Origin of the sequence: Acinetobacter sp. CIP 102129 (assembly GCF_000368305.1) — a bacterium.
Classification (GTDB): domain Bacteria; phylum Pseudomonadota; class Gammaproteobacteria; order Pseudomonadales; family Moraxellaceae; genus Acinetobacter; species Acinetobacter parvus.
In genome coordinates, this window is sequence record NZ_KB849341.1 from 685,864 (window position 1) to 706,241 (window position 20,378).

Annotated in this window: 15 protein-coding genes and 2 pseudogenes; 5 read left to right on the forward strand and 12 right to left on the reverse strand. The window is 39.3% G+C overall.

Going from position 1 to position 20,378, the window contains the following annotated elements; all coding sequences use genetic code 11:
• The first annotated feature begins 10 nt into the window (after positions 1-10).
• Positions 11-754, forward strand: a complete 744-nt coding sequence (locus F973_RS11330) for a pantothenate kinase (RefSeq protein ID WP_004761872.1) — start codon at positions 11-13, stop codon at positions 752-754.
• Positions 755-1,048: 294 nt separating this feature from the next.
• On the opposite strand, the gene ffh is transcribed toward F973_RS11330, so the two are convergent.
• A complete protein-coding gene (gene ffh / locus F973_RS11335) occupies positions 1,049-2,455 on the reverse strand; it encodes a signal recognition particle protein (RefSeq protein ID WP_004761873.1) in 1,407 nt (468 codons plus the stop codon).
• A 147-nt stretch (positions 2,456-2,602) separates the two neighbouring features.
• On the opposite strand from ffh, the gene F973_RS11340 reads away from it, so the two are divergent.
• The 3 genes from F973_RS11340 to F973_RS11350 all read left to right on the forward strand — a co-directional run bounded on the left by F973_RS11340 (position 2,603) and on the right by F973_RS11350 (position 4,956).
• Positions 2,603-3,412 carry a cytochrome C assembly family protein gene (locus F973_RS11340; protein WP_004761875.1) on the forward strand — a complete coding sequence of 270 codons (810 nt, stop codon included), beginning with the start codon at positions 2,603-2,605 and terminating at the stop codon, positions 3,410-3,412.
• Positions 3,413-3,442: 30 nt separating this feature from the next.
• A complete protein-coding gene (locus F973_RS11345; protein WP_004761876.1) occupies positions 3,443-3,949 on the forward strand; it encodes a hypothetical protein in 507 nt (168 codons plus the stop codon).
• Positions 3,950-4,023: 74 nt separating this feature from the next.
• Positions 4,024-4,956, forward strand: coding sequence for a tRNA dihydrouridine synthase (locus F973_RS11350; RefSeq protein WP_004761877.1), 933 nt, complete (start codon positions 4,024-4,026; stop codon positions 4,954-4,956).
• 68 nt (positions 4,957-5,024) lie between these two features.
• Here F973_RS11350 and F973_RS11355 read toward each other — a convergent pair whose 3' ends face one another.
• The 11 genes and pseudogenes from F973_RS11355 to F973_RS11405 all read right to left on the reverse strand — a co-directional run bounded on the left by F973_RS11355 (position 5,025) and on the right by F973_RS11405 (position 17,807).
• A complete protein-coding gene (locus F973_RS11355) occupies positions 5,025-6,017 on the reverse strand; it encodes a DUF6160 family protein (protein ID WP_004761879.1) in 993 nt (330 codons plus the stop codon).
• 92 nt (positions 6,018-6,109) lie between these two features.
• Positions 6,110-7,948, reverse strand: a pseudogene (locus F973_RS11360) (heme utilization protein); the annotation flags it as partial.
• Positions 7,949-7,954: 6 nt separating this feature from the next.
• A complete protein-coding gene (locus tag F973_RS11365; RefSeq protein WP_004682288.1) occupies positions 7,955-8,917 on the reverse strand; it encodes an IS30 family transposase in 963 nt (320 codons plus the stop codon).
• A gap of 105 nt (positions 8,918-9,022) precedes the next feature.
• A pseudogene (locus F973_RS11370) lies at positions 9,023-9,637 on the reverse strand (DUF6160 family protein); the annotation flags it as partial.
• A 35-nt stretch (positions 9,638-9,672) separates the two neighbouring features.
• Positions 9,673-10,416, reverse strand: a complete 744-nt coding sequence (locus F973_RS11375) for a hypothetical protein (RefSeq protein WP_004761884.1) — start codon at positions 10,414-10,416, stop codon at positions 9,673-9,675.
• Between the two features lie 10 nt (positions 10,417-10,426).
• On the reverse strand, positions 10,427-12,556 hold the full coding sequence (locus F973_RS11380) for a hypothetical protein (RefSeq protein WP_004761885.1): 2,130 nt from the start codon (positions 12,554-12,556) through the stop codon (positions 10,427-10,429).
• Between the two features lie 154 nt (positions 12,557-12,710).
• The gene (locus F973_RS11385; RefSeq protein WP_004761886.1) at positions 12,711-14,018 is read right to left on the reverse strand and encodes a hypothetical protein; all 1,308 of its coding nucleotides are present in this window, start codon (positions 14,016-14,018) and stop codon (positions 12,711-12,713) included.
• A gap of 330 nt (positions 14,019-14,348) precedes the next feature.
• Positions 14,349-14,918: a dCTP deaminase gene (dcd, locus tag F973_RS11390; RefSeq protein ID WP_004675063.1), complete on the reverse strand. Its 570-nt coding sequence runs from the start codon at positions 14,916-14,918 to the stop codon at positions 14,349-14,351.
• A 107-nt stretch (positions 14,919-15,025) separates the two neighbouring features.
• A complete protein-coding gene (locus F973_RS11395) occupies positions 15,026-15,619 on the reverse strand; it encodes a LysE family translocator (RefSeq protein WP_004682930.1) in 594 nt (197 codons plus the stop codon).
• Between the two features lie 263 nt (positions 15,620-15,882).
• On the reverse strand, positions 15,883-17,112 hold the full coding sequence (apbC, locus tag F973_RS11400; RefSeq protein ID WP_004761887.1) for an iron-sulfur cluster carrier protein ApbC: 1,230 nt from the start codon (positions 17,110-17,112) through the stop codon (positions 15,883-15,885).
• 158 nt (positions 17,113-17,270) lie between these two features.
• Positions 17,271-17,807, reverse strand: a complete 537-nt coding sequence (locus F973_RS11405; protein WP_004761888.1) for a hypothetical protein — start codon at positions 17,805-17,807, stop codon at positions 17,271-17,273.
• Between the two features lie 476 nt (positions 17,808-18,283).
• Here F973_RS11405 and metG point away from each other — a divergent pair, with 476 nt between their 5' ends.
• The gene (metG, locus tag F973_RS11410; RefSeq protein ID WP_004761890.1) at positions 18,284-20,341 is read left to right on the forward strand and encodes a methionine--tRNA ligase; all 2,058 of its coding nucleotides are present in this window, start codon (positions 18,284-18,286) and stop codon (positions 20,339-20,341) included.
• Positions 20,342-20,378: the final 37 nt, after the last annotated feature.

Genomic DNA, 20,378 nt, shown 5'->3' on the forward strand with positions numbered 1-20,378 from the left:
TCGTTATCTTATGAAAAGTTTATGGCTTGATATTGGCAATACACGGCTAAAATACTGGGTCACTGAAAATGACCAAGTGCTTGAGCACGCGGCTGAACTTCATCTACAGTCCCCCGCAGATTTACTCCTAGGTTTGATCCAGCATTTTCGCCATCAACAGTTCAGTCGGGTGGGTATTTCCTCAGTGCTGGATGCAGAAAACAACCTGCGTATTCAAATGATTCTGGCTGTTCTAGATATTCCGATTATCTTTGCAAAGGTTCATGCAGAATATGCTGGCTTGCAATGCGGCTATGATGTGCCAAGCCAACTTGGGATTGATCGCTGGTTACAGGTCTTGGCGGTGGCAAAACCGAACGAAAGTTTTTGTGTGATCGGCTGTGGTACAGCATTAACCATTGATCTGGTTGAGGGGTTACAACATTTAGGTGGCTATATTTTGCCAAACCTGTATTTGCAACGAGATTCACTCATTCAAAATACCAAAGGTATTAAAATTCCTGATTCCGCTTTTGATAATCTAAAGCCTGGACACAACACAGTTGATGCTGTCCATCATGGGATTCTGCTGGGCCTGATCAGCACCATTGACCAGATTATGCATCACTCTCCTAAACACCTGATCTTAACAGGCGGTGATGCCAACTTGTTTGCCAAATTTTTGGGACATTACCAGCCGCAGGTTGAACCTGATTTATTGCTAAAGGGTTTAAAACACTATGTTCAGCTCAGTTCCACTTTAAGTAGGCTTTGAAACGTCTGTAATATATGCCGCTTAAGCCATATTCAGATTTTTAAGTTATTCTTCCAGCCAGCCACACCAATGCTGGTCTGGATCGGCATGTTCACAATGTATGATAAACACTTTATTTTTAGAAAAATGCGACATAATTAACAATATTTTTCAATATAAAACAAATATTTAGCACCAATACTCTTATGTTGGGATTTTATCTAATGTTGATTTTTTGTATTAAATTGATACATTTATTGATTTAAACTAAAAAATAAAAAGGCGCCTTAAGCGCCTTTTCAAAACTGAAAACGATTATTTCTTTGGCTCATTGTTGCCAAATAATGGTCCCATATTGCCACCACCAAACTGTTTCTGCATATTGCCAAGTGATTTCAACATTTTGCTCATACCCGATGGATTGGCAAACTTCTTCATCATTTTTGCCATTTGCGCCTGTTGCTTCATCAGTTTATTCACTTCGGCAACATCCATACCGCAACCTGCGGCAATACGCTTTTTACGGCTGGCATTGATTAGGTCTGGATTACGGCGCTCTTTAACCGTCATAGACTGGATAATGGCTTCCATACGCTTGACCTGCTTTTCAGGGTTTGCTTGTGCAATCGCATCCTGAATGCCCGAATTGCTCATACCTGGTAGCTTGTCCAGAAAGCCCATCATACCGCCCATCTTGCTCATTTGCTCAAACTGCATCAGCATATCTTCAAAATTGAAAGTTCCGCCTTTTTGCAGTTTTTTCGCCATTTTTTCGGCTTTTTCTTTGTCGATTTTGCGTTCAACTTCTTCGACCAAAGAAAGTACGTCACCCATACCCAAGATACGTTGTGCAACACGATCTGGATGGAATGGCTCAAGTGCATCTAGTTTTTCACCGATACCTAAGAACTTGATCGGTTTACCTGTAATCGCACGAACAGAAAGTGCAGCACCACCACGTGCATCACCATCCGTTTTGGTAAGAATCACGCCCGTTAAAGCCAGAGCATCGTTAAACGCTTTTGCTGTGTTAGCCGCATCCTGACCTGTCATTGCATCGACAACGAATAAAGTTTCGGTCGGTTTCACCGCAGCATGTAATTCTTTAATCTCATCCATCATGTCTTCATCGACATGCAGACGTCCTGCGGTATCGACAATTAAAACATCAGCAAACTGGATTTTAGCTTGTTCAATCGCGCGATTTACAATATCAATTGGTCTTTCAGATGCTTGTGATGGAATAAAACCAACACCGACTTCATTCGATACGGTTTCTAACTGCTTGATCGCTGCTGGACGATACACGTCAGCAGAAACCGTCATTACTTTTTTCTTTTGGCGTTCTTTTAAGAAGCGTGCCAATTTTGCTGCGGTTGTGGTTTTACCCGCACCTTGCAAACCTGCAAGGAGTACAACGACAGGAGGCTTAGCACTTAAATCTAAAGTTTCATTTGCCTCACCCATCATCTTGGTGAGTTCATCATAGACAATTTTTACAAATGCCTGACCAGGAGAAAGCTGTGTCATGACCTCTTGACCGAGTGCTTCTTCCTTCACCTTCGCGATAAATTCACGAGTTACAGGTAACGCCACATCGGCTTCAAGAAGTGCCATACGTACTTCACGTAGGGTATCTTTAATATTGTCTTCGGTCAGCTGCCCTGAGCCAGTAACATTTCTTAAACTCTGTGTGAGTCGTTCTGTTAAGGTATCAAACATTGCGAAATCCGCTTAAAATGGCTAGTTGCAAAAAAATCTTTCTTAAAATAGAAAATTTATGCATAAGATGCTATAGGATACTGTAGTTCGCAGCGAATTTATATCTTATATGGTGAATATTATTCATCCCCCTAAAAAAGGTTTGACATGATCAGTCTCCCCTTGGTTTACACAATTTTGGCACTTGTGGCTTATACCAGTTCTTTTTGGTATTTGTTTATTCGTCTAATGTCAAAACGTACACCAAATCTTTGGTGTTACGGTCTTCTCGTTGGTTTAGGACTGTTATTACACGGTGTAGTTCTCTATCAAGACATGATGACACCAATGGGCATCAACTATGATGTATTTAACCTTATCTCGTTCACCTCAGGGCTTATGCTCACCTTGAGTTTAATCCTTAGCCTGATTCGCCCCGTTTTACCTTTAAATCTGATCGGTACGCCCGTTGCTGCATTTGGTTTAATTCTAGGATTTGTATATAGCAAGCCAAATCAATTTATTGAGTTGCATAGTCTTGGATTAGATCTACATATTATCTTATCACTTTCAGCTTATGCTGTACTTTTAATGGCAACTATTCATGCCGTTCTCCTGTGGTTCCAAGACAGAGAACTAAAAAAGAAGCAAAAAAAACGGATTTGGGTCAACTTACTCCCTCCCTTCCAAGTGATGGAATCATTACTCTTTGATTTAATTATTACAGGATTTGCTCTACTCACTGCCGCCTTATTATTTGGCTTCTTTACCATTGATAATTTCTTTGCCCAACACCTTGCGCATAAAACTGCGTTTAGCATTATTTCGTGGTTTTTATATGGTGCTTTGTTGATTGGACATTACAAATTTGGTTGGCGTGGACGCAAAGCGATTCGTTTTACAATTACAGGTTTTATCTTGCTCGCGATTGGTTTTATTGGCAGTAAATTTGTACTCGAAATGATCTTAGGACGTTGATAGAAACTTTTTTAAATGGACTCATCATGTATGTATAATACTTATTATAAAAATACAGATATAGATGGAACAATAGTACTATATGAACTAGATCAGGAATATTACTGCTTACGAGCAGTTTGTATCACGTCATCGATAATTTTAAATACCTCTTTTATAAATGAACAATCCAATTTTTTTCTCCCAGAGGGAAGCTTTTCAGAAAATTTAGAAGAATTATCTGTTTCAACAAAGGAAGAATTTTTAAATTTTTGGAATAAATCTACATCTCAATATTTAAATGCATGGAATGAATTAAAGACTAAATTTCAGATCAATCAAAATGTTGACTCTGAAATTGTTTGTTTTTACCCTCAAGGGGTTATTGTTAAATTTAATGAAATCTTTTTTGGTCTAGTTAGTTACAAAGATTGCAAATTTATTCTAGGGTCAACAAATATGTATCCTCAGCAAAAAATTAATCTCTATGTGCAAAACTTTGATGATGACAATTTATGGATTAATTTTTCAGTAAACACTCAACATCAGCTTATTTAGAACACATTATCATAGCCTAGACATCTCACTAAAAAATGCGTATAACGCTGTTTTCGCTTAACTAGGTAACCACCGTGAAACTTGTACTTGCCCCAATGGAAGGTCTAACTGATCCAATCATGCGTGATGTTCTCACTCATGTGGGCAGCTTTGATTGGTGCGTGACCGAGTTTATTCGTATTACTGACAGTATTCTACCAGACCATATTTATTATAACTTTTGTCCTGAACTACGAACGGATGGCAAAACTGCTGCGGGTACACCTGTCCACGTTCAGTTTCTAGGAAATAATCCCGATATGCTGGCAGCGAATGCAGCTAAAGTTGTTGAACTTGGCGCGCCAGCAATTGATCTTAATTTTGGTTGTCCAGCCAAAACGGTCAACCGCCATCGTGGTGGTTCAGTGCTACTCGATGAACCTGAAACTGTTCATTTATTAGTAAAAGCAGTACGTGACGCTGTACCTTCTCACATCCCTGTTTCAGCCAAAATGCGTTTAGGTTATCTGGATGAAAATCATACGATGGAAAATGCTCATGCCATTGAAGATGCAGGTGCTAGTTGGTTAACCGTACATGCAAGAACCAAAGCCGATGGTTATACTCCGCCCGCATATTGGGAAAAAATCCAACCGATCACTGAAGCATTAAAAATCAATGTGATTGCCAATGGTGAAATTTGGAACAATACTGATGCTAAGGCATGTCTGACCCAATCTCACTGTACAGATCTTATGATTGGTCGTGGTGCTGTGACCACCCCAGATTTAACCCAGTGTATCCGCCAAAATGTTGATTATGCTTTATTAAGTTGGCAAGATTTGGTTGAATTACAACATCGTTTTTTAAGTGGTCAATTTAAAACTGAAATTGGCATGATTGGTCGTTATAAACAATGGTTAGGTATGATGACCAAGGCATACCCTGAGGCACAAGAACTTTGGGGACAAGTAAAGCGAATGAAACAATTGGAACAGATTTTGGTCTGCCTAAATCATACCAATTAAACCTCTGCCTATAAAAAAGAGCGGATCCATACCGCTCTTTTTTTACAGGTAAACTTTATGCAATTGAGCTACATTCCACCAACATTAACTCTTAGATTGGTCACTGAAGCGCCTGTTATACCAACATTTCCAATGGATGCATTCGGTAATGCATGGAATGTTCCCGTCGCACTCTGCCCCGCAGTACCTAAAGTTACATTATTCAACTTCAAATCAAATTTGCTGCTTTCACCAGTATTGCCAAAAACTAAACCCGTATTTTCAATACCGGCATAAAAACCATTTAATGCAAAAGCATTACCCTCATGGCCTGTTAACTGCAAATCAAAACTGGCACCGACTGGCGCTGTTGACGCATCTCCTGCAGTTGCATAGTCTGATACGAGTATCATATTACAACCCGTTCCAGCGCCACAAATAGAATTAATTCCGCCACCAAATAATACCATCCGATTTTGGGGAGCTGCTCCTAATTGGATGTTAAAGTTTGGCTTATTATTTGGATCAAAAGCGATATCGATATTACTATTTGAGCGTAAAATTTCTTTAACATTTGTTTTCGGAATATTACCTGACCCAAACATTGAGTTAGTTGTATAAACATCTGCAATTAATGTTGAAAGCGCTGTACTTGGCGCTGCATAAATTGAAAATGGGGAAATACGAATTCCATCTACACCATCAAAAGATAAAGCAATATTTGCAAATGCACCATTTAAACCAGTACCACGATCCGTATCAATCACAGCCTTTAATCCTAGTTGTGTTGAAGATCCAGCAGATAAACCAGATACCTTAACATTCTGCGCAGCTGTTCCCGCAACACCTGCAACAACTAGACCTGCTTTATTAGTGTAATTATCTGGATCGGTATGCCCTGTATAAGACAAACCATCTTTATCAATCATAGCAATCTGTTTAAATTCAAGATCTGTATTTATCGTAATACTTAACCCATCTTGTCCTGTTGCTAATGACAAGCTTTGGTCATCCATTGGTTGCATTGCCATTGTAAATGGGCTTAATAACAACAATGACACATATCCTAGTTTCTTATTCATTGCCCTAATCCGTAGACAAGTGTTTAAAAAATACTCACACCAAAGTAACACAATTTTTATATTCCTCAATCCTTTTCAGATGAGATGAGCCCTTAATTACGGGGCATAATACTAAATTGGCTACTCAAACGACCGCCCGTAATTGCCATTTCACCCAAACGTGCTCCTTTTCCAGTTTCTGGTGGATATAAATTTATATCACGAATTCTTAAAACGCCTTCAGTAGTACGTTGAGGGTTAAAAGTAAGATCTGTATTAAAACTAACCACCCCTTCAGCACCATTCTGACCAGCTTTAGGTTCGATCACAATTGCATTATCAAATGCAACTTTACCAGTAATGTTATCCAAGCCAACAGTTGACTTATCAATTGGGTCACTAATTTGTATGGTATTTTTATCACCTGTTAGCTGAAAATCTCCCACAATATTAAGACGGTTTCCTGTGCCATCAGCTTTATATTCACTGTTTGGAATCAGTGAAAGATTCATATTTCCACCTAAACGCAGGTTCAAACCAAATAGAACATCATCTTCATTTGCAAAATTATTATTAGGAGCAAAACTTTTATTACTACAAGCCAATATAGGATTAGTGATACAGCTTTGATAAGTTGCGCCAGGTAAATATCCTGCAGCAACTTCAGCAGCCATCACAATTAACATATCTTCAAGACTAACATTCATGCTTCCTTTTTCAACACCAATACTACCCGTTCCTTTTAGGAGCATATCAATGTTACGTAGTCCCATGTAATAATCTGTAGCACCATCGATAACTAAAATAGAGGTTGTTTTATTCCCCAGTTTCGTATTATTCACTGGATCTCGATCAATACCATATGTGTTCATTGCCAGTGAGAAGCCCAAACGTGGAGTCTGTCCTGTACCAACTGCAATACCTTGAGTATTACCCTGCTGATAATAATAAACTTTACTCGCATCAACAGTCGTTCCAAACATTGCCATATTTGCGTTTAAACCATAAAAAGGCAATGCCAGCCCCCATTGATTATTATTATGCTCAGCAATATTAGGAACGCTTTGTCCAAAAGCATCATTGGTTCTTGCACTATTGGTAAAACGTCCACGTTTTGATAATGCTTGGAATTCAGCTCCGCGAACAGCGACAAGTAAACTATAAGGGTTTGCTGTACTTGCTCCCGTATGGATATTCTGAATATAATCAGCATCTGTTGTCAGTGTACTGTTGTCACCAAACCGGCTCGTTTGGAAAGCATAGTTTGCTGGTAAAAAAACTGACTTGGTGTCTGCAAGATTTATATAAACATCACCGCTATTAAAAGAACCACGTGTTCCCTGTTGTAATCCAGTTAAATTACCAAACTCAAAGCCATAAGTATTTAGTCCAGCTCCACCAATTTCTAGAGTGGTTGCTTTTCCATCACTACCCAACATTGAATCATTATCTATAGTAAAGTCCGCCCCCATTCTAAAACCAATGCCAGTATTGCCAATGACGTTACTACCACTTTTAGCCTCACCTAGAATGTTCGTGCCATCTGGATGACCATAACTTGTACCATATACGGGGTTACCTTTCCCCTCACTACTTATACCGCGCAACTGTAAATAGCCATTAACCATACGACCACTGGCACCGACACGAATTAAACCAGCTGCGCCTTGTGGACTTTTTGTCAATTGATTAATTGCATATGGATCTGTTTTACTAACATTTTTATTGAGCATAAACTCAAGATTTAACCCCGCATTAGTGAGGTCGGTATAACTACCTGCAATAAGACTACTAGCTGCCGCATCTGGTGCACGGATAAAATCAACATAGCCATGTGTCGAACTAGGTGCGGTTGCTAACCCAGCTTTACTAACACCATCCGCATTAGTTTGTAATTTAAAGCCTTCTACAGCATCAATAAACATGACGCCCTTACCAAGAAAATTAAAGTGGCGGATTCAAGCGGCAAGTGCAACAGTATAAAAACCAGCCATAACTTCACTCGGTGTATACCAACCTAGGGTTTTTCTAGGACGATGGTTGAGTGCAAATTCTATCTGCTCTATTTGTTCCTTTGACACGTCATCAAACGATGATGATTTTGGCAGATATTGACGGATTAAACCATTCGTATTTTCATTTCTAGCTCGCTGAATAGACTTGTAAGGATCAGCAAAATACGTCTCTATGCCAGCATCAGTAATTCTTTTGTGTTCGGAAAATTCTTTGCCATTATCAAATGTCACACTATAAGCATGGCTCATTTGTAAACGATCTAGTGCACAAGTAATCGTTTGAGAGGATGCTCTCGTTGGCCCTAAATGAACAATATGTACATACAGGCTCTTTCGATCAACGAGAGTCAATAAAGCACCTTTATGATGTTTACCAATCACCGTGTCACCTTCGAAATCTCCTAAACGTTGTCGTTGATCAATGACCTGGTCTCGGCAGTGAATACTTGTTTTATCAATGATTTGACCCCTACGATCCGTGTTTTTGTAACCGCGTTTTCGATATTTCTTCTGATGCCTTAAGTGTAGATGAAGTTTACCACCTTTTGATTTATCTTGATAAATGTACTGGTAAATCCACTCATGTGAAGGTACATCCAGCCAACCGCGTTGTGTTAAAGCACCTGAAATTTGTTCGGGTGACCAGTCCAAACCAATCAAATAATCAATATAAGCGAAGGCAAATGCTGTCATTGATGATGAAGGACGGTACCGTCTTTGACTTGCAAATTTAGCTGCCTGTTGAGCTCTATATCCACGTTGCCCAGTATTTCTTTTTAATTCACGGTAGATGGTTGATCGTGAACGTCCTAACTCCCGAGCAAGGGTAGCGATTGAACTTTTACTTTTCAAAGTAGCATAAATTTCGTATCTTTCATCTTGAGAAAGTTGGGTGTATTTCTTCATTGTGTGCTTTCCAATTGCGAGTTGAAAAAGTCTAATGATTCTATGAATACACCTAACTTTTTCAACTAATTACAAATGTGTTGCACTTGGGATTTGAATCTGCGAGTTAAGATTTTTTAGAATTAACTGGTTTAACTCATCATTAACATCAGTTTGCCCTAAATATACATTGGCATTATTGATTCCTAGTTTAAGCGTAGACTGTCCTGTTTTACTAAATAATCCATCGCGAGTTTTGAAATCGATATCAATCACTGAACTCGTTTGAATAGCCATATTCCCAATTGGGGCATTACAATTTTGACTTGCTTCAGTATCACACACCTTAAAATTATCAATTGTGATTAATGAGGGATTCGTGGAAATGCTCAAATCTAAACCGACTTTACCATCAGCATGACTTCCACCATTAATCTTATAACTTGTACCTGGTGTTAGTGAACTAGAGTTACTTTGAGTAATCTTGAAGCCCTCAGCAACTGCTCTCAATTGATCGTTGGTTGCCCCTGCACTTCCACGTCCTGCATTATCTTCCCAATATAATTGCTTGACATTTACCTCATCAAAACTGGTATTAATAGAAATACCATCTTGACCATTTACACTTCTCAAAGCACGGTCATCTAAACTTTGTAAAGCGAATGCACTATGGCTCGCTAACATTAGACTTACTGCCAAAGTCGTCATTACAAAACCTGTCATCTTCTTATTTTTCTTCATCTCTTCAATCCTTTGAAATTTGTTTCATATTCAGATTAACAACGGGGATGACTACTATCACAACTAAACATCTTAATATTACCTTGCAATGCTAAATTACCATTCATTTTCAACCCCATAAAACCAGTTTCCTTACCAACATCATAAGTTGAGTTCGGAGCAGTCGCTGAAGTATAAGTAGTTGCTTTTAAATAACCATAATCTTGTGCAGGAGTTGAGCCAGTTACATTTTCAACTACTTTTCCAGTCGCATCTATGTAACTTGTAAAATTATCTTGCTCAATGGATAAAGCATTAAAACCTAAATTACGAATTAAAATAGGTAAACTCGCATCAAAGCTAAATTGCATCGCAGGTTTTATTTTATCAAAACTATTTGTTCCATCTGTTTTATAAACTAGATCAACTCCATCTAAGCCCATTTTCTGTAAATTAATAGTTCCTTGTATACCTTTGAAAACTAACCATAATCGATTCGCTGGATTAGCCTGCGTTGGATCACTAACTGCCAAGCCATTTTTTACAAAACGCTTATTAATTGATAAAGCGAAATGACAATAACCTAATCCTGTATTATTGGCAGCGGATTTATCACAAACTCCACCAATACCATCATCAAACTGATAAGTATTTGTATGATTAAGTGACATCAATAGAGAGATATCAGTGCCAGCCTGACCTTGAATAGATTGAAGCTCAAGATTATCTAAAGATTCAAGATCAGCATAAGCCACACTAGTAACAAGAGATAAAAGAGTAATGGTAATATGTTTTATCATCACAGTCTCCTTATAAACCTTTCGTTGTTAGCTTGAGATGTTGAATCAATACACCATCAATCACAGCAGAACCGAGGTTATTTAATGGACCTATATTTGCCAAAGCTGGCGCCTGATTCGTAGAAGGCATAACATAACCAGTTGTTCCATTTCCTGCACCAATAAATCCATCAAGTGTCTCATTCTTGGCAGTTAGCCAAGCAGAAGAATTAGCCCAATTCCGATTTGCTATAGTTCCATACATTGGCGTAGTACCAGAAGTTTTAGTACATCCAGCGATTCCACCTGAACAAGTTGCCGCATCATTTGGCTTGACTCGTGGATCAATAATCACCCAATTCCCGCTACCTTGATTGTATTCCCATTGATATAAGTATCCTGGGGTAGCAGAACAGCTTCCCCAAAGAGCTCCACAACTATACTCCTGTCTCCAAGACTCAACATTCTGTTGTCGTTGTTTATAACGCACTTCCGTCATTGTTGTTGAGCGAGTCCCTGATACCGTGTTTGCTAAATTAACCATTGAACCAGCTGTTGCACCAGAAACCTGAGTTGCTGTTGAAATAACCCGACCAAATGAAACACCAACAGCTCCTTCACTTTTATCAGCTAATAATGTCTTTCCACCATCAGGACTATAAGCGGTACCAATACTAATGCTACTATGTGTTGCGTTATCGCACTGATAAACATTACAAGTCGAACCTTCATAACCATTATTTGTATTAAAATAATCTGTATAAATCTTTTTATATATTGCAGGCTTATTTGTAACACGGGTTAACTCTATGCTAAAGTTTTTTTCATCTGAGCCTAATATAACAGGTTGATAAAGATTACCTAAAACTAAATTAATATTTGGGTAATATAAATATAACCCTTCATTATCTGAAAAATTTGGTGCAATAGGATTTGTAGAATCTAGGGCTGGCGTGTATAAATTATTTGCTCGGTTTGGAGAGTCTGAAGTCTCTCTAGTACTTAATCTCAGCACCTTACTAGTATCATTAAAATTACTTCGCGTCTTATTAGATGTAATGGAATCAGTACGAGTTCTCTTTTCAACATAATATCGACATCCAGCACCAACACCTAATGCAGATGTACTAGATGTATTATTACAGTCGCCTGTCGTTGATGTGCTTAATGTCGAGTTTGCTCCAGCATGAACCACTTGCCATCCATCATTAGTACCACCATTGGCATAAGTTTGACTCGAATTCGTTACGTTTTCAGTAATTATTGAAGTATTTTGACTGTTTCCTGTATTCAAACGTATTAAGCCAGACATCCCCAATGTATTATTATAAAAAGGACTCATTCCATCTGTTGCTGTCGCACCGTTTAATGTCTGAAAAAAACTTAACTGACTACCATTTACACTAAATCCATTGATAACGCCTTGCAATCGCAGTCGGTTTGCTCGACTAGGGTCAATTGTTCCAATCATTCCACTTGTAGAGCCATATTGAAATTGAGAACCATCAGTAATAGTACTACTTACATTAGGATTTCTAACAAAAGCATCTGCCCATACACCTAATTTCAAATTATAAGCATCTGAGCCTTCAGTACCATCTATATCTGGTTGGTATAACGGCGCCTCTAAGGACAAATAAGTTACAGGATAAACAGAATTGTCCGATTTATTAAAATTCGGAACGTTATTATTTGTTTGAGCTTTAAGCACCCAAGGATTAGCCACCGTTCCCCAACTAGAGATCGTAGCTGCAGACTCTGATGTTGCAATACGAGTATTTGCATTACCATCCGATTTAGATAGAGCTAAACCGTATAAAAACAAATCTGCTTTACCTACTGCATGGTCTTCCGCACCAATCGTACCGTTCCCACTAGTGTCAGCGGCAGCTAAGCTCAGAGGTCCCACAGGCATATAGTTGATATATCCCGTATCTTTACTTCTGTCAGTCAAAATTTGAGTTATAGTCTCATTCGGACCAGCTCCACGAAAAACCATGTAAGTATTTTGTGGTAAAATTGCAATGCCTTCACCAGTTGTATTACTCAAACTAGCATCAGACAATTCCTCAAATGCAAAGCTAAATTGGCTTGAACAAAAACCAACCAAGCTTGCTAAAACGGTTTTTTTAAACCTTACCGTATAATTAAGTGTAGTCATCTTGACTTTCCTGTTTACACGATGCTTTGCACCATATTTATTTTTTCTTTCATAATCCTTGTTTTTTCTAGGTGATCTATTCCTTTTCACCTTACAAGGGACAAATCAGAATTTCCCGCCTAACTTAAGGCTAGAATATGATCAAATCTCAATCTTAGCAAAACTTTAATGTGCCATAACAGTTAGGCGCAAAAGTTTGCTTCTGTAATACAATATTCGTTAATGTCATTGACGCTGGCGTTGCACCTGCTAAATCGACAGGACCAACATTTAGCGTACCAGCCAAACAGCTAGTTGCTAAAAAACCACACTCCACAGCGTTACCATCTTGGTTTAAATATTCACTCACTTTACCCAAGGCCTCTACAATAGTTGGCATCGCAATTTCAACATTGCCCGAAGGTGTAATCTGCCCAATATCAATTGGGTCTGTAAGTTCTAGCCACCAACCTGTTTGTGCTACTGATGCTGCGTCTGGCCACATAATATTTACCCCCTGCACACCTAAATAGCCCGCAGAACCATTTAATTGTGCTGCGTGAAAGTAACCTAGACTTTGATTAATAGTTGCCTTTACACTTAAATTATTTACTGTTCCATTGACATCACCAGCGATTGCGACAGGTATACCCAGCAGGGAGGCAGTTGCATTCATTGTACCACTAATAGGAATTCCGCTTACCGTTGCATCTGCCAATAAGTTCACAGAAGAAATTCGCTTACCAGTGATCGTTTGTTGTCCCATTGTTAAGCTACCCGATCCTGCACCCAAATTCAAATTATACGAGTTAGATGTAAATGGTGCAGTGAACCCATTTCCAATGACTGTAGCTCGACCTGTAATAGCAGTATTTGTTTCTGCTTGGGTAATACCATAAAAAGGATTAGTAGTCACTGTACCCGTTGTAGGTTTTGTCACCATATAACCACTCAAAGAATTGATTCCTGTAGCGGCATCTCCATTTTCTAAGCCAAAGGTCAATAGTCCATCTAGTGATTTTACACTTAATCGAAATCCTTGGATTTCACGAGTAGATGCTGAATCTGGATTTTTTATAGCAAACTCTAAAAAAGGGTTTGTAATGATGGCAGAAGTAGAAGCTCGCTCATCTCGAGTACTATCTACAGTGCCACCACTCAAACTCAAATAATCAATATCAATATCACAAGCTCCAGCACCATTAACCCCTCCACAACCAAGCTGCAGCTTCTTTATATTCGCATTAAGCTCAAGCTGTGCATCTAAAGCTAACCGATAAAAACCCATATTACCGTTATAACTAGTGTTACTATTCGTATCATTTGGAGAAATATAGGATAGGCTCATCAATGCCTGCCCTGTTGTAGCAGACATCTCACTATCACTCAGACTCTGCAAACCTTCGGAGGACGCATAGGCAGAATTTAGGCATACACTACCCAATGTCAGCATTGCCAAATGAAGAGACTTAAACCGTCGCATAACGACCTCCTTGTTTAAAACATCCATCTATGTTTATTTTTATTGCAACTTTTGCCTAATGCCCACCATCTCGAACTGACCAGTGTGTGGACACGCACACTTAATTTTCAGGCGTTTTTTGGCAGACAACTCTATTCTTCATTATGCCGAATATTTACACAAATGCAAAATATATTAGGTAAACGTTTTATTTTCCGATGAATGAATTATTGTTCTTAAATAATTTCTTTTAAATATATGTCTGAATATTATATTTTTATTCTTTAAATATAAGGTTTGTATTGCAACAAGCAAAAAACTTTATGATTGTTGCAAAATGTAATTTACAAATCATGTTTTCGGCAAAGTCACGCCTGTTTGCCCCTGATATTTCCCACCACGGTCTTTATAAGAGGTTTCACACACTTCATCGCTTTCAAAGAACAGCATTTGTGCAACACCCTCACCGGCATAAATACGTGCTGGCAAGTTGGTGGTATTGGAAAACTCAAGGGTTACATGCCCTTCCCACTCAGGCTCTAACGGCGTGACATTCACGATAATACCGCAACGGGCATAAGTCGATTTACCTAAACATACCGTTAGGACATTTCGTGGGATACGGAAATATTCAATGGTACGGGCAAGTGCAAATGAGTTGGGTGGAATAATGCAGACATCCGACTCAATATCAATAAAACTTCTGTCATCAAAGTTTTTTGGGTCGACTATCGCCGAGTGAACATTGGTAAATACCTTAAATTCACGTGCGCAACGAACGTCATAGCCATAGCTAGACACCCCATAAGAAATCAGTTTTTCTCCGTTTGCATCGAAACGAACTTGATTCTCTGCATAAGGTTCAATCATGCCGTGTTTTTCGCTCATTTCACGAATCCAACGATCAGATTTTATTGCCATGACTTTTTATCCAAAGACGAAGTGAATGATTGGCAGATACTTTAACGCAAAATGACATCAATGGAAATAACAGCCCTATTCTGCAATCATTGATAGCGCTTGGAATATTATAAATTGATCAGTGCTGAGTAGCTAATTGGAATTGAGAAGCTGACCAAGACAACTGATGCGGTACGTTGTAATTTGGATTGCGACAGCCATTTTACTTTATTGGTGGCGAGCGCTGCACCAACAGAAATCCAGAACAATGCAATCGGGAGAATCAGTGCAACAAATGTACCCATATGCGCCATGTAGATTTGCTGGCTGTTCCATGCCACTGCTGGAAAAATAGCTGAGGCAAATAATAACGCTTTAGGATTGAGTAAAGTCGCACACAATAACTCACGCGGGCGAATGGTCGGTTGGTTTAACGCCACTTTCTGATCGGCAGTACGCCATAATTTTACAGCCAGAAAAACAATATAGCCTGCGCTCAATAATTTAAGAAAAGTGGGTAATAAAGGTAGTGTAGTAGAAACTTTGCCGATCAGCATTCCCCATGCACTGATTGCAATGATATAACCAATTGCCTCTGCTGGAATGAGTAATAATGATTTACGCAACCCCACCTGAATACCTGAAGATGCAAGCAGGGTGTTGGTTGGGCCAGGAGTAAGCAAAATGGTGATGACTAAACCAATAAAAAACCATGAAATCATTGAATGACCTCACTAAAAGATGTTTTTACATTAATCCAATTGCTCATCCATAGCAAAATTTTAACTGTAAGCACTTATGACGGCAGATTATTTAAGCACATGTTTTATTTATATTTTTATAATTTCAAGTCCACTTTACTCTAAAGTCACTGCATAAAAATTGGTAATTTTAAATAGGTTAAATATAACGTATTGCTTAAATCATGTTTGTAAAACAGCTCTGGTTTATAAAAAAAGACCTCTAAATTTAGAGGTCTTTTACTTTAGAAGATTCGTTTGTCATCTCTTTGGCGTTTAGGCAGCTTTTCCATGTGTTGTATTACAGCTTGGGCAATATTGATATAGCTTTCCGCCGCGGTATCCTGTGCAATCACGCTCGGCTTACCGTTATCTGCATGCTCACGAATTTTAGCATCCAGAGGCAAGCGTCCAAGCAATGGAATATGGTATTGCCCAGATAACTGATCACCACCTCCTGTACCAAAAATCTGCTCTTCATGACCACAGTTAGAGCAGATATGGGTGGACATATTTTCAATCACACCCAATACAGGGATGTTCACTTTATTAAATAATTCAATGCCTTTTACCGCATCCATGAGCGCAACATTTTGCGGTGTGGTCACAATGACGGCACCTGTGACTGGAATACGCTGTGCCAAAGTCAGTTGAATGTCTCCAGTGCCTGGTGGCATATCAATCACCAACACATCCAGATCAGGCCACAAGGTTTGATTAAACAATTGCATCAGTGCACCTGTTGCTTTTGGTCCTCGCCAAGCCACTGGGGTATTGTTCGCCCCAATCAGGTGCCCAATCGAAAGTACCGCCATGCCGTAAGCATCCAGTGGAACAAAGTGTTCATTTTCAATCAGGGGGGTTCTACCCGCATTACCCAGCATGGTTGGAATACTTGGGCCATAAATGTCTGCATCCAAGACCCCAACTTTTAAACCCAATTGCTGCAAGGCAAGCGCAAGGTTGACCGTAGTGGTGGATTTACCCACCCCACCTTTACCCGACGATACCAGAATCACATTCTGGATACGTGGATGGGCTGCCACATCGCGTTGCTGCGGCGCAGCTTTTTGAATTGGTGGATTATTCGGATCAGTTTCAGCTTTAGGTGAGGCATCCATGACTGGCGGTAAATTGCTATTTTCCGCTTTAGGCTTGGGTGAGCAGCTATGCGCAGCTTCGCCATGTGCTGCATGTTTTTGCTGGATGATATGAAGATTGAGTTCCTGAATCCCACACTTTTCCAAGGCTTCGGCAAGCTCATCGTGAATCTGTTGTAAATGGTCTTTTTCTTGTGGAAAGGTATTGATGGTCAGTTGTAAAACATGCTCTTGTACGTTGACCTGACTAATACGGTCTTTTAAGCGATTCTCTGAATAGGGGAGGTTATAGTTTTGTAGAACGGTTTGGATATCATCTTCCTTGACTTCTTGCGCTGGTGAAAAAACAGATTTTAAGGAAGAAAGCCACGACATTTTGTTTACTCCAAAAACAGATCAACATATCACTGAGTTTGGCTAGTTTAGCAGTATTGCAAAATAGACGCTCACATCTACGAAGATAATTGCTCATTTTTTATAGCGTATTTTCTTCTCTCAATATGAACGTCCATGATTTAGAACTGTGGCAACGATTAACCTTTGAGTTTATTTACAGCATCGGTTGCCGCTTTCTTTAAATCATCCAGCTTAGTACTCGCCTGAGCTTTCAGTTCATCAAGTTTTGCAGCAGCCTCATCTTTTAACTCAGCAGCTTTAGCCTTTGCATCATCAAGTTTATGGCTGGCCTCTTCCTTAAAGTGATCAAACTTCTCTTTTGCTGCTTGTTGAGTATCGGCTAATTTATCTTTTAGTTCATCCGCCTTGCTTGATAAAGCTGCCTTAGTTTCATCATACTTTTCACTTGCATTGCTCTTTAAGTCATCCAGAGTTTGTTCCCCTTTTTGTTTCAATTCACTCGCTCTGTCTTTTGCCTGCTGCAAGTCAATTTTGGTTTGCTCATGGTCTTTTGATGTAAAGTTTTTAACATCTTCGACAGTTTCCTGACCTTTTTGTTTAATGTCTTTGCCCACCTCACTGACCTTATCTTTTGCCTGCTGGAAGTCTGCCTTGGTCTGTGCCAAGTCTTTCGCGGCAAAATCTTTTAACTGATCAATTTTGTCATTACTCATGGTGTTATTCCTCTTGTTATGTCGTGAAAGCTACAATTGTTTTCTGGCTATACTTATACAACGTTCTGGCAAAGCGTGGCGAAATTGCTGCAAATTGAAACAATTGGAATACAGTAAGCTTCAAATCATTGCTGATCGATAACTTTTTGAATTTTTGGATATAAAAATCCTATCAATGAATCAAGTCAATTTTAGGCTTGAAACTCTTTTTTGAAGATTTCATATAAAACATGCCAATAACGATGCACAGACTAAATTCCAAGATCGCATTTTTCTCTCCAGCGATTTGATGCCGTGTTTATTTTCATTCAAACAGACATATTTTGATTGAAGCCAAAGTGAAGTTTTGATGAAGTTTAAAACTAACACAGGCAGTCTAATCCGATTAAAAAGATTTCACCGATTCCTTTGTGCAAGTCGCTCTTAAGTCATGTAAAATCATCCACCTTGTAAATACGAATGAGAGAACAGTATCCGTGCGTAAAATTTTAGTCACCAATGCCCTCCCTTATGCCAATGGTCCAATCCATATGGGACACTTACTCGGTTATATCCAGGCAGATATTTGGGTTCGTGCAATGCGTGCAATGGGTCATGACGTGACTTACGTTTGTGCGGATGATGCTCACGGTACAGCGATCATGTTACGTGCTGAAGCGAATGGCATCAGCCCTGAAGCGCAAATTGCCAATGTTCAGAAAGAACACATTCGTGATTTTGATGGTTTTGGTGTGCATTTCGATCATTATGATTCAACTCATAGCGATGCAAACAAAGCACGTGCATCTGAGATTTATATTAAAAACCGTGAAGCAGGCAATATCGCTGTTCGCCCTGTCACACAATTATTCGATCCTGAAAAAGGCATGTTCTTGTCTGACCGTTTCATTAAAGGCACATGCCCGAAATGTAAAGCCGAAGATCAATACGGCGATGCTTGCGAAGTGTGCGGTACAACTTACAATGCAACTGAATTATTGAATCCACGCTCAACCTTGAGCGGCGCAACGCCTGTAGAAAAATCATCAGATCACTACTTCTTTAAGCTTCCTAATTTTGCTGAATATTTGCAAAAATGGACGCGTGATCAAGGTCGTTTACCTGTTTCGATTGCCAATAAGCTGGATGAATGGTTCGATGCAGGTTTATCTGACTGGGATATTTCCCGTGATGCACCTTATTTCGGTTTTGAAATTCCAGATGCACCAAACAAATATTTTTATGTTTGGGTCGATGCACCGATTGGTTATATGTCGAGTTTTGAAAACTATATCAAAACCAAACGTCCAGATTTAAGTTTTGATGATTTCTGGAAAAAAGATTCACAAAATGAAGTCTACCATTTCATTGGTAAAGACATTGTTTATTTCCATGCGCTATTTTGGCCTGCCATGCTTGAGGGTGCAAACTACCGTACCCCATCAGGTTTATTCGTCAATGGTTTCCTGACCGTGAATGGTCAGAAGATGTCGAAGTCTCGTGGTACATTCATCAAAGCCGAAACTTATTTACAGCATTTAAACCCTGAATATTTACGCTATTACTTTGCGTCTAAGCTTTCTGACAAAGTTGAAGATTCAGACTTGAATCTGGATGATTTTGTTCAGAAAGTAAATTCGGACCTGGTTGGTAAAGTGGTGAATATTGCTAGCCGTTGTGCAAAATTCATTAATAGCAATTTCAATAATACGCTTTCAAATACTTGTGCTGAGCCTGAATTGGTTCAAAGCTTTATTGATGCTGGCGATTCGATTGCACAAGCCTATGAAGCACGCGAATTTTCTGCGGCAGTTCGTGAAATCATGGCACTTGCAGACAAAGCCAACCAATATATTGATGAGAAAAAACCGTGGGCACTTGCAAAACAAGAAGGTCAAGAACAACAAGTTCATGATGTTTGCTCAGTCGGTATTAACTTATTCCGTCAACTTGCGATTTACTTGGCTCCAGTGCTTCCTACACTTGCGGCTCAAGTTCAGGCATTCTTGCAGCTTGAAAGCTTTGATTTTGAATCTCGCAAGCAGATTTTAGTGGCACATGAAATTGCTCAATTCCAACCGCTTATGCAGCGTGTGGATCCTAAAGCAGTTGCATCAATGGTAGATGCGTCTAAAGATTCTTTGGCTGCTGCGGCAGAAGCGCCAAAAGTGGAAAAGAAAAAAGAGAAGAAAGCCGAGAAAAAGCCTGAGCCAAAAGTGGGTGAAGCTGAAATTATTGGTATCGAAGATTTTATGAAAATTGATCTTCGTGTGGCAGAAGTTTTAGAAGCAGCAACCGTTGAAGGTTCTGATAAATTACTTCAACTCACTTTAAATGTAGGTGAAGCTGAGCCACGTAATGTGTTTAGTGGTATTCGTGAGTTTTATCAGCCAGAAGATTTAAAAGGCAAATTAGTGGTGATGGTGGCTAACCTTGCACCGCGTAAAATGCGTTTTGGTATTTCTAACGGCATGGTACTTGCGGCGGGTAATGGTGAAGGTGTTTGGGTGATTTCACCTGAATCTGGGGCTAAAGCGGGTGATAAAGTGTCTTAAGATTTAGATCTGAGATGAGAAAAAACCTCTACTGACA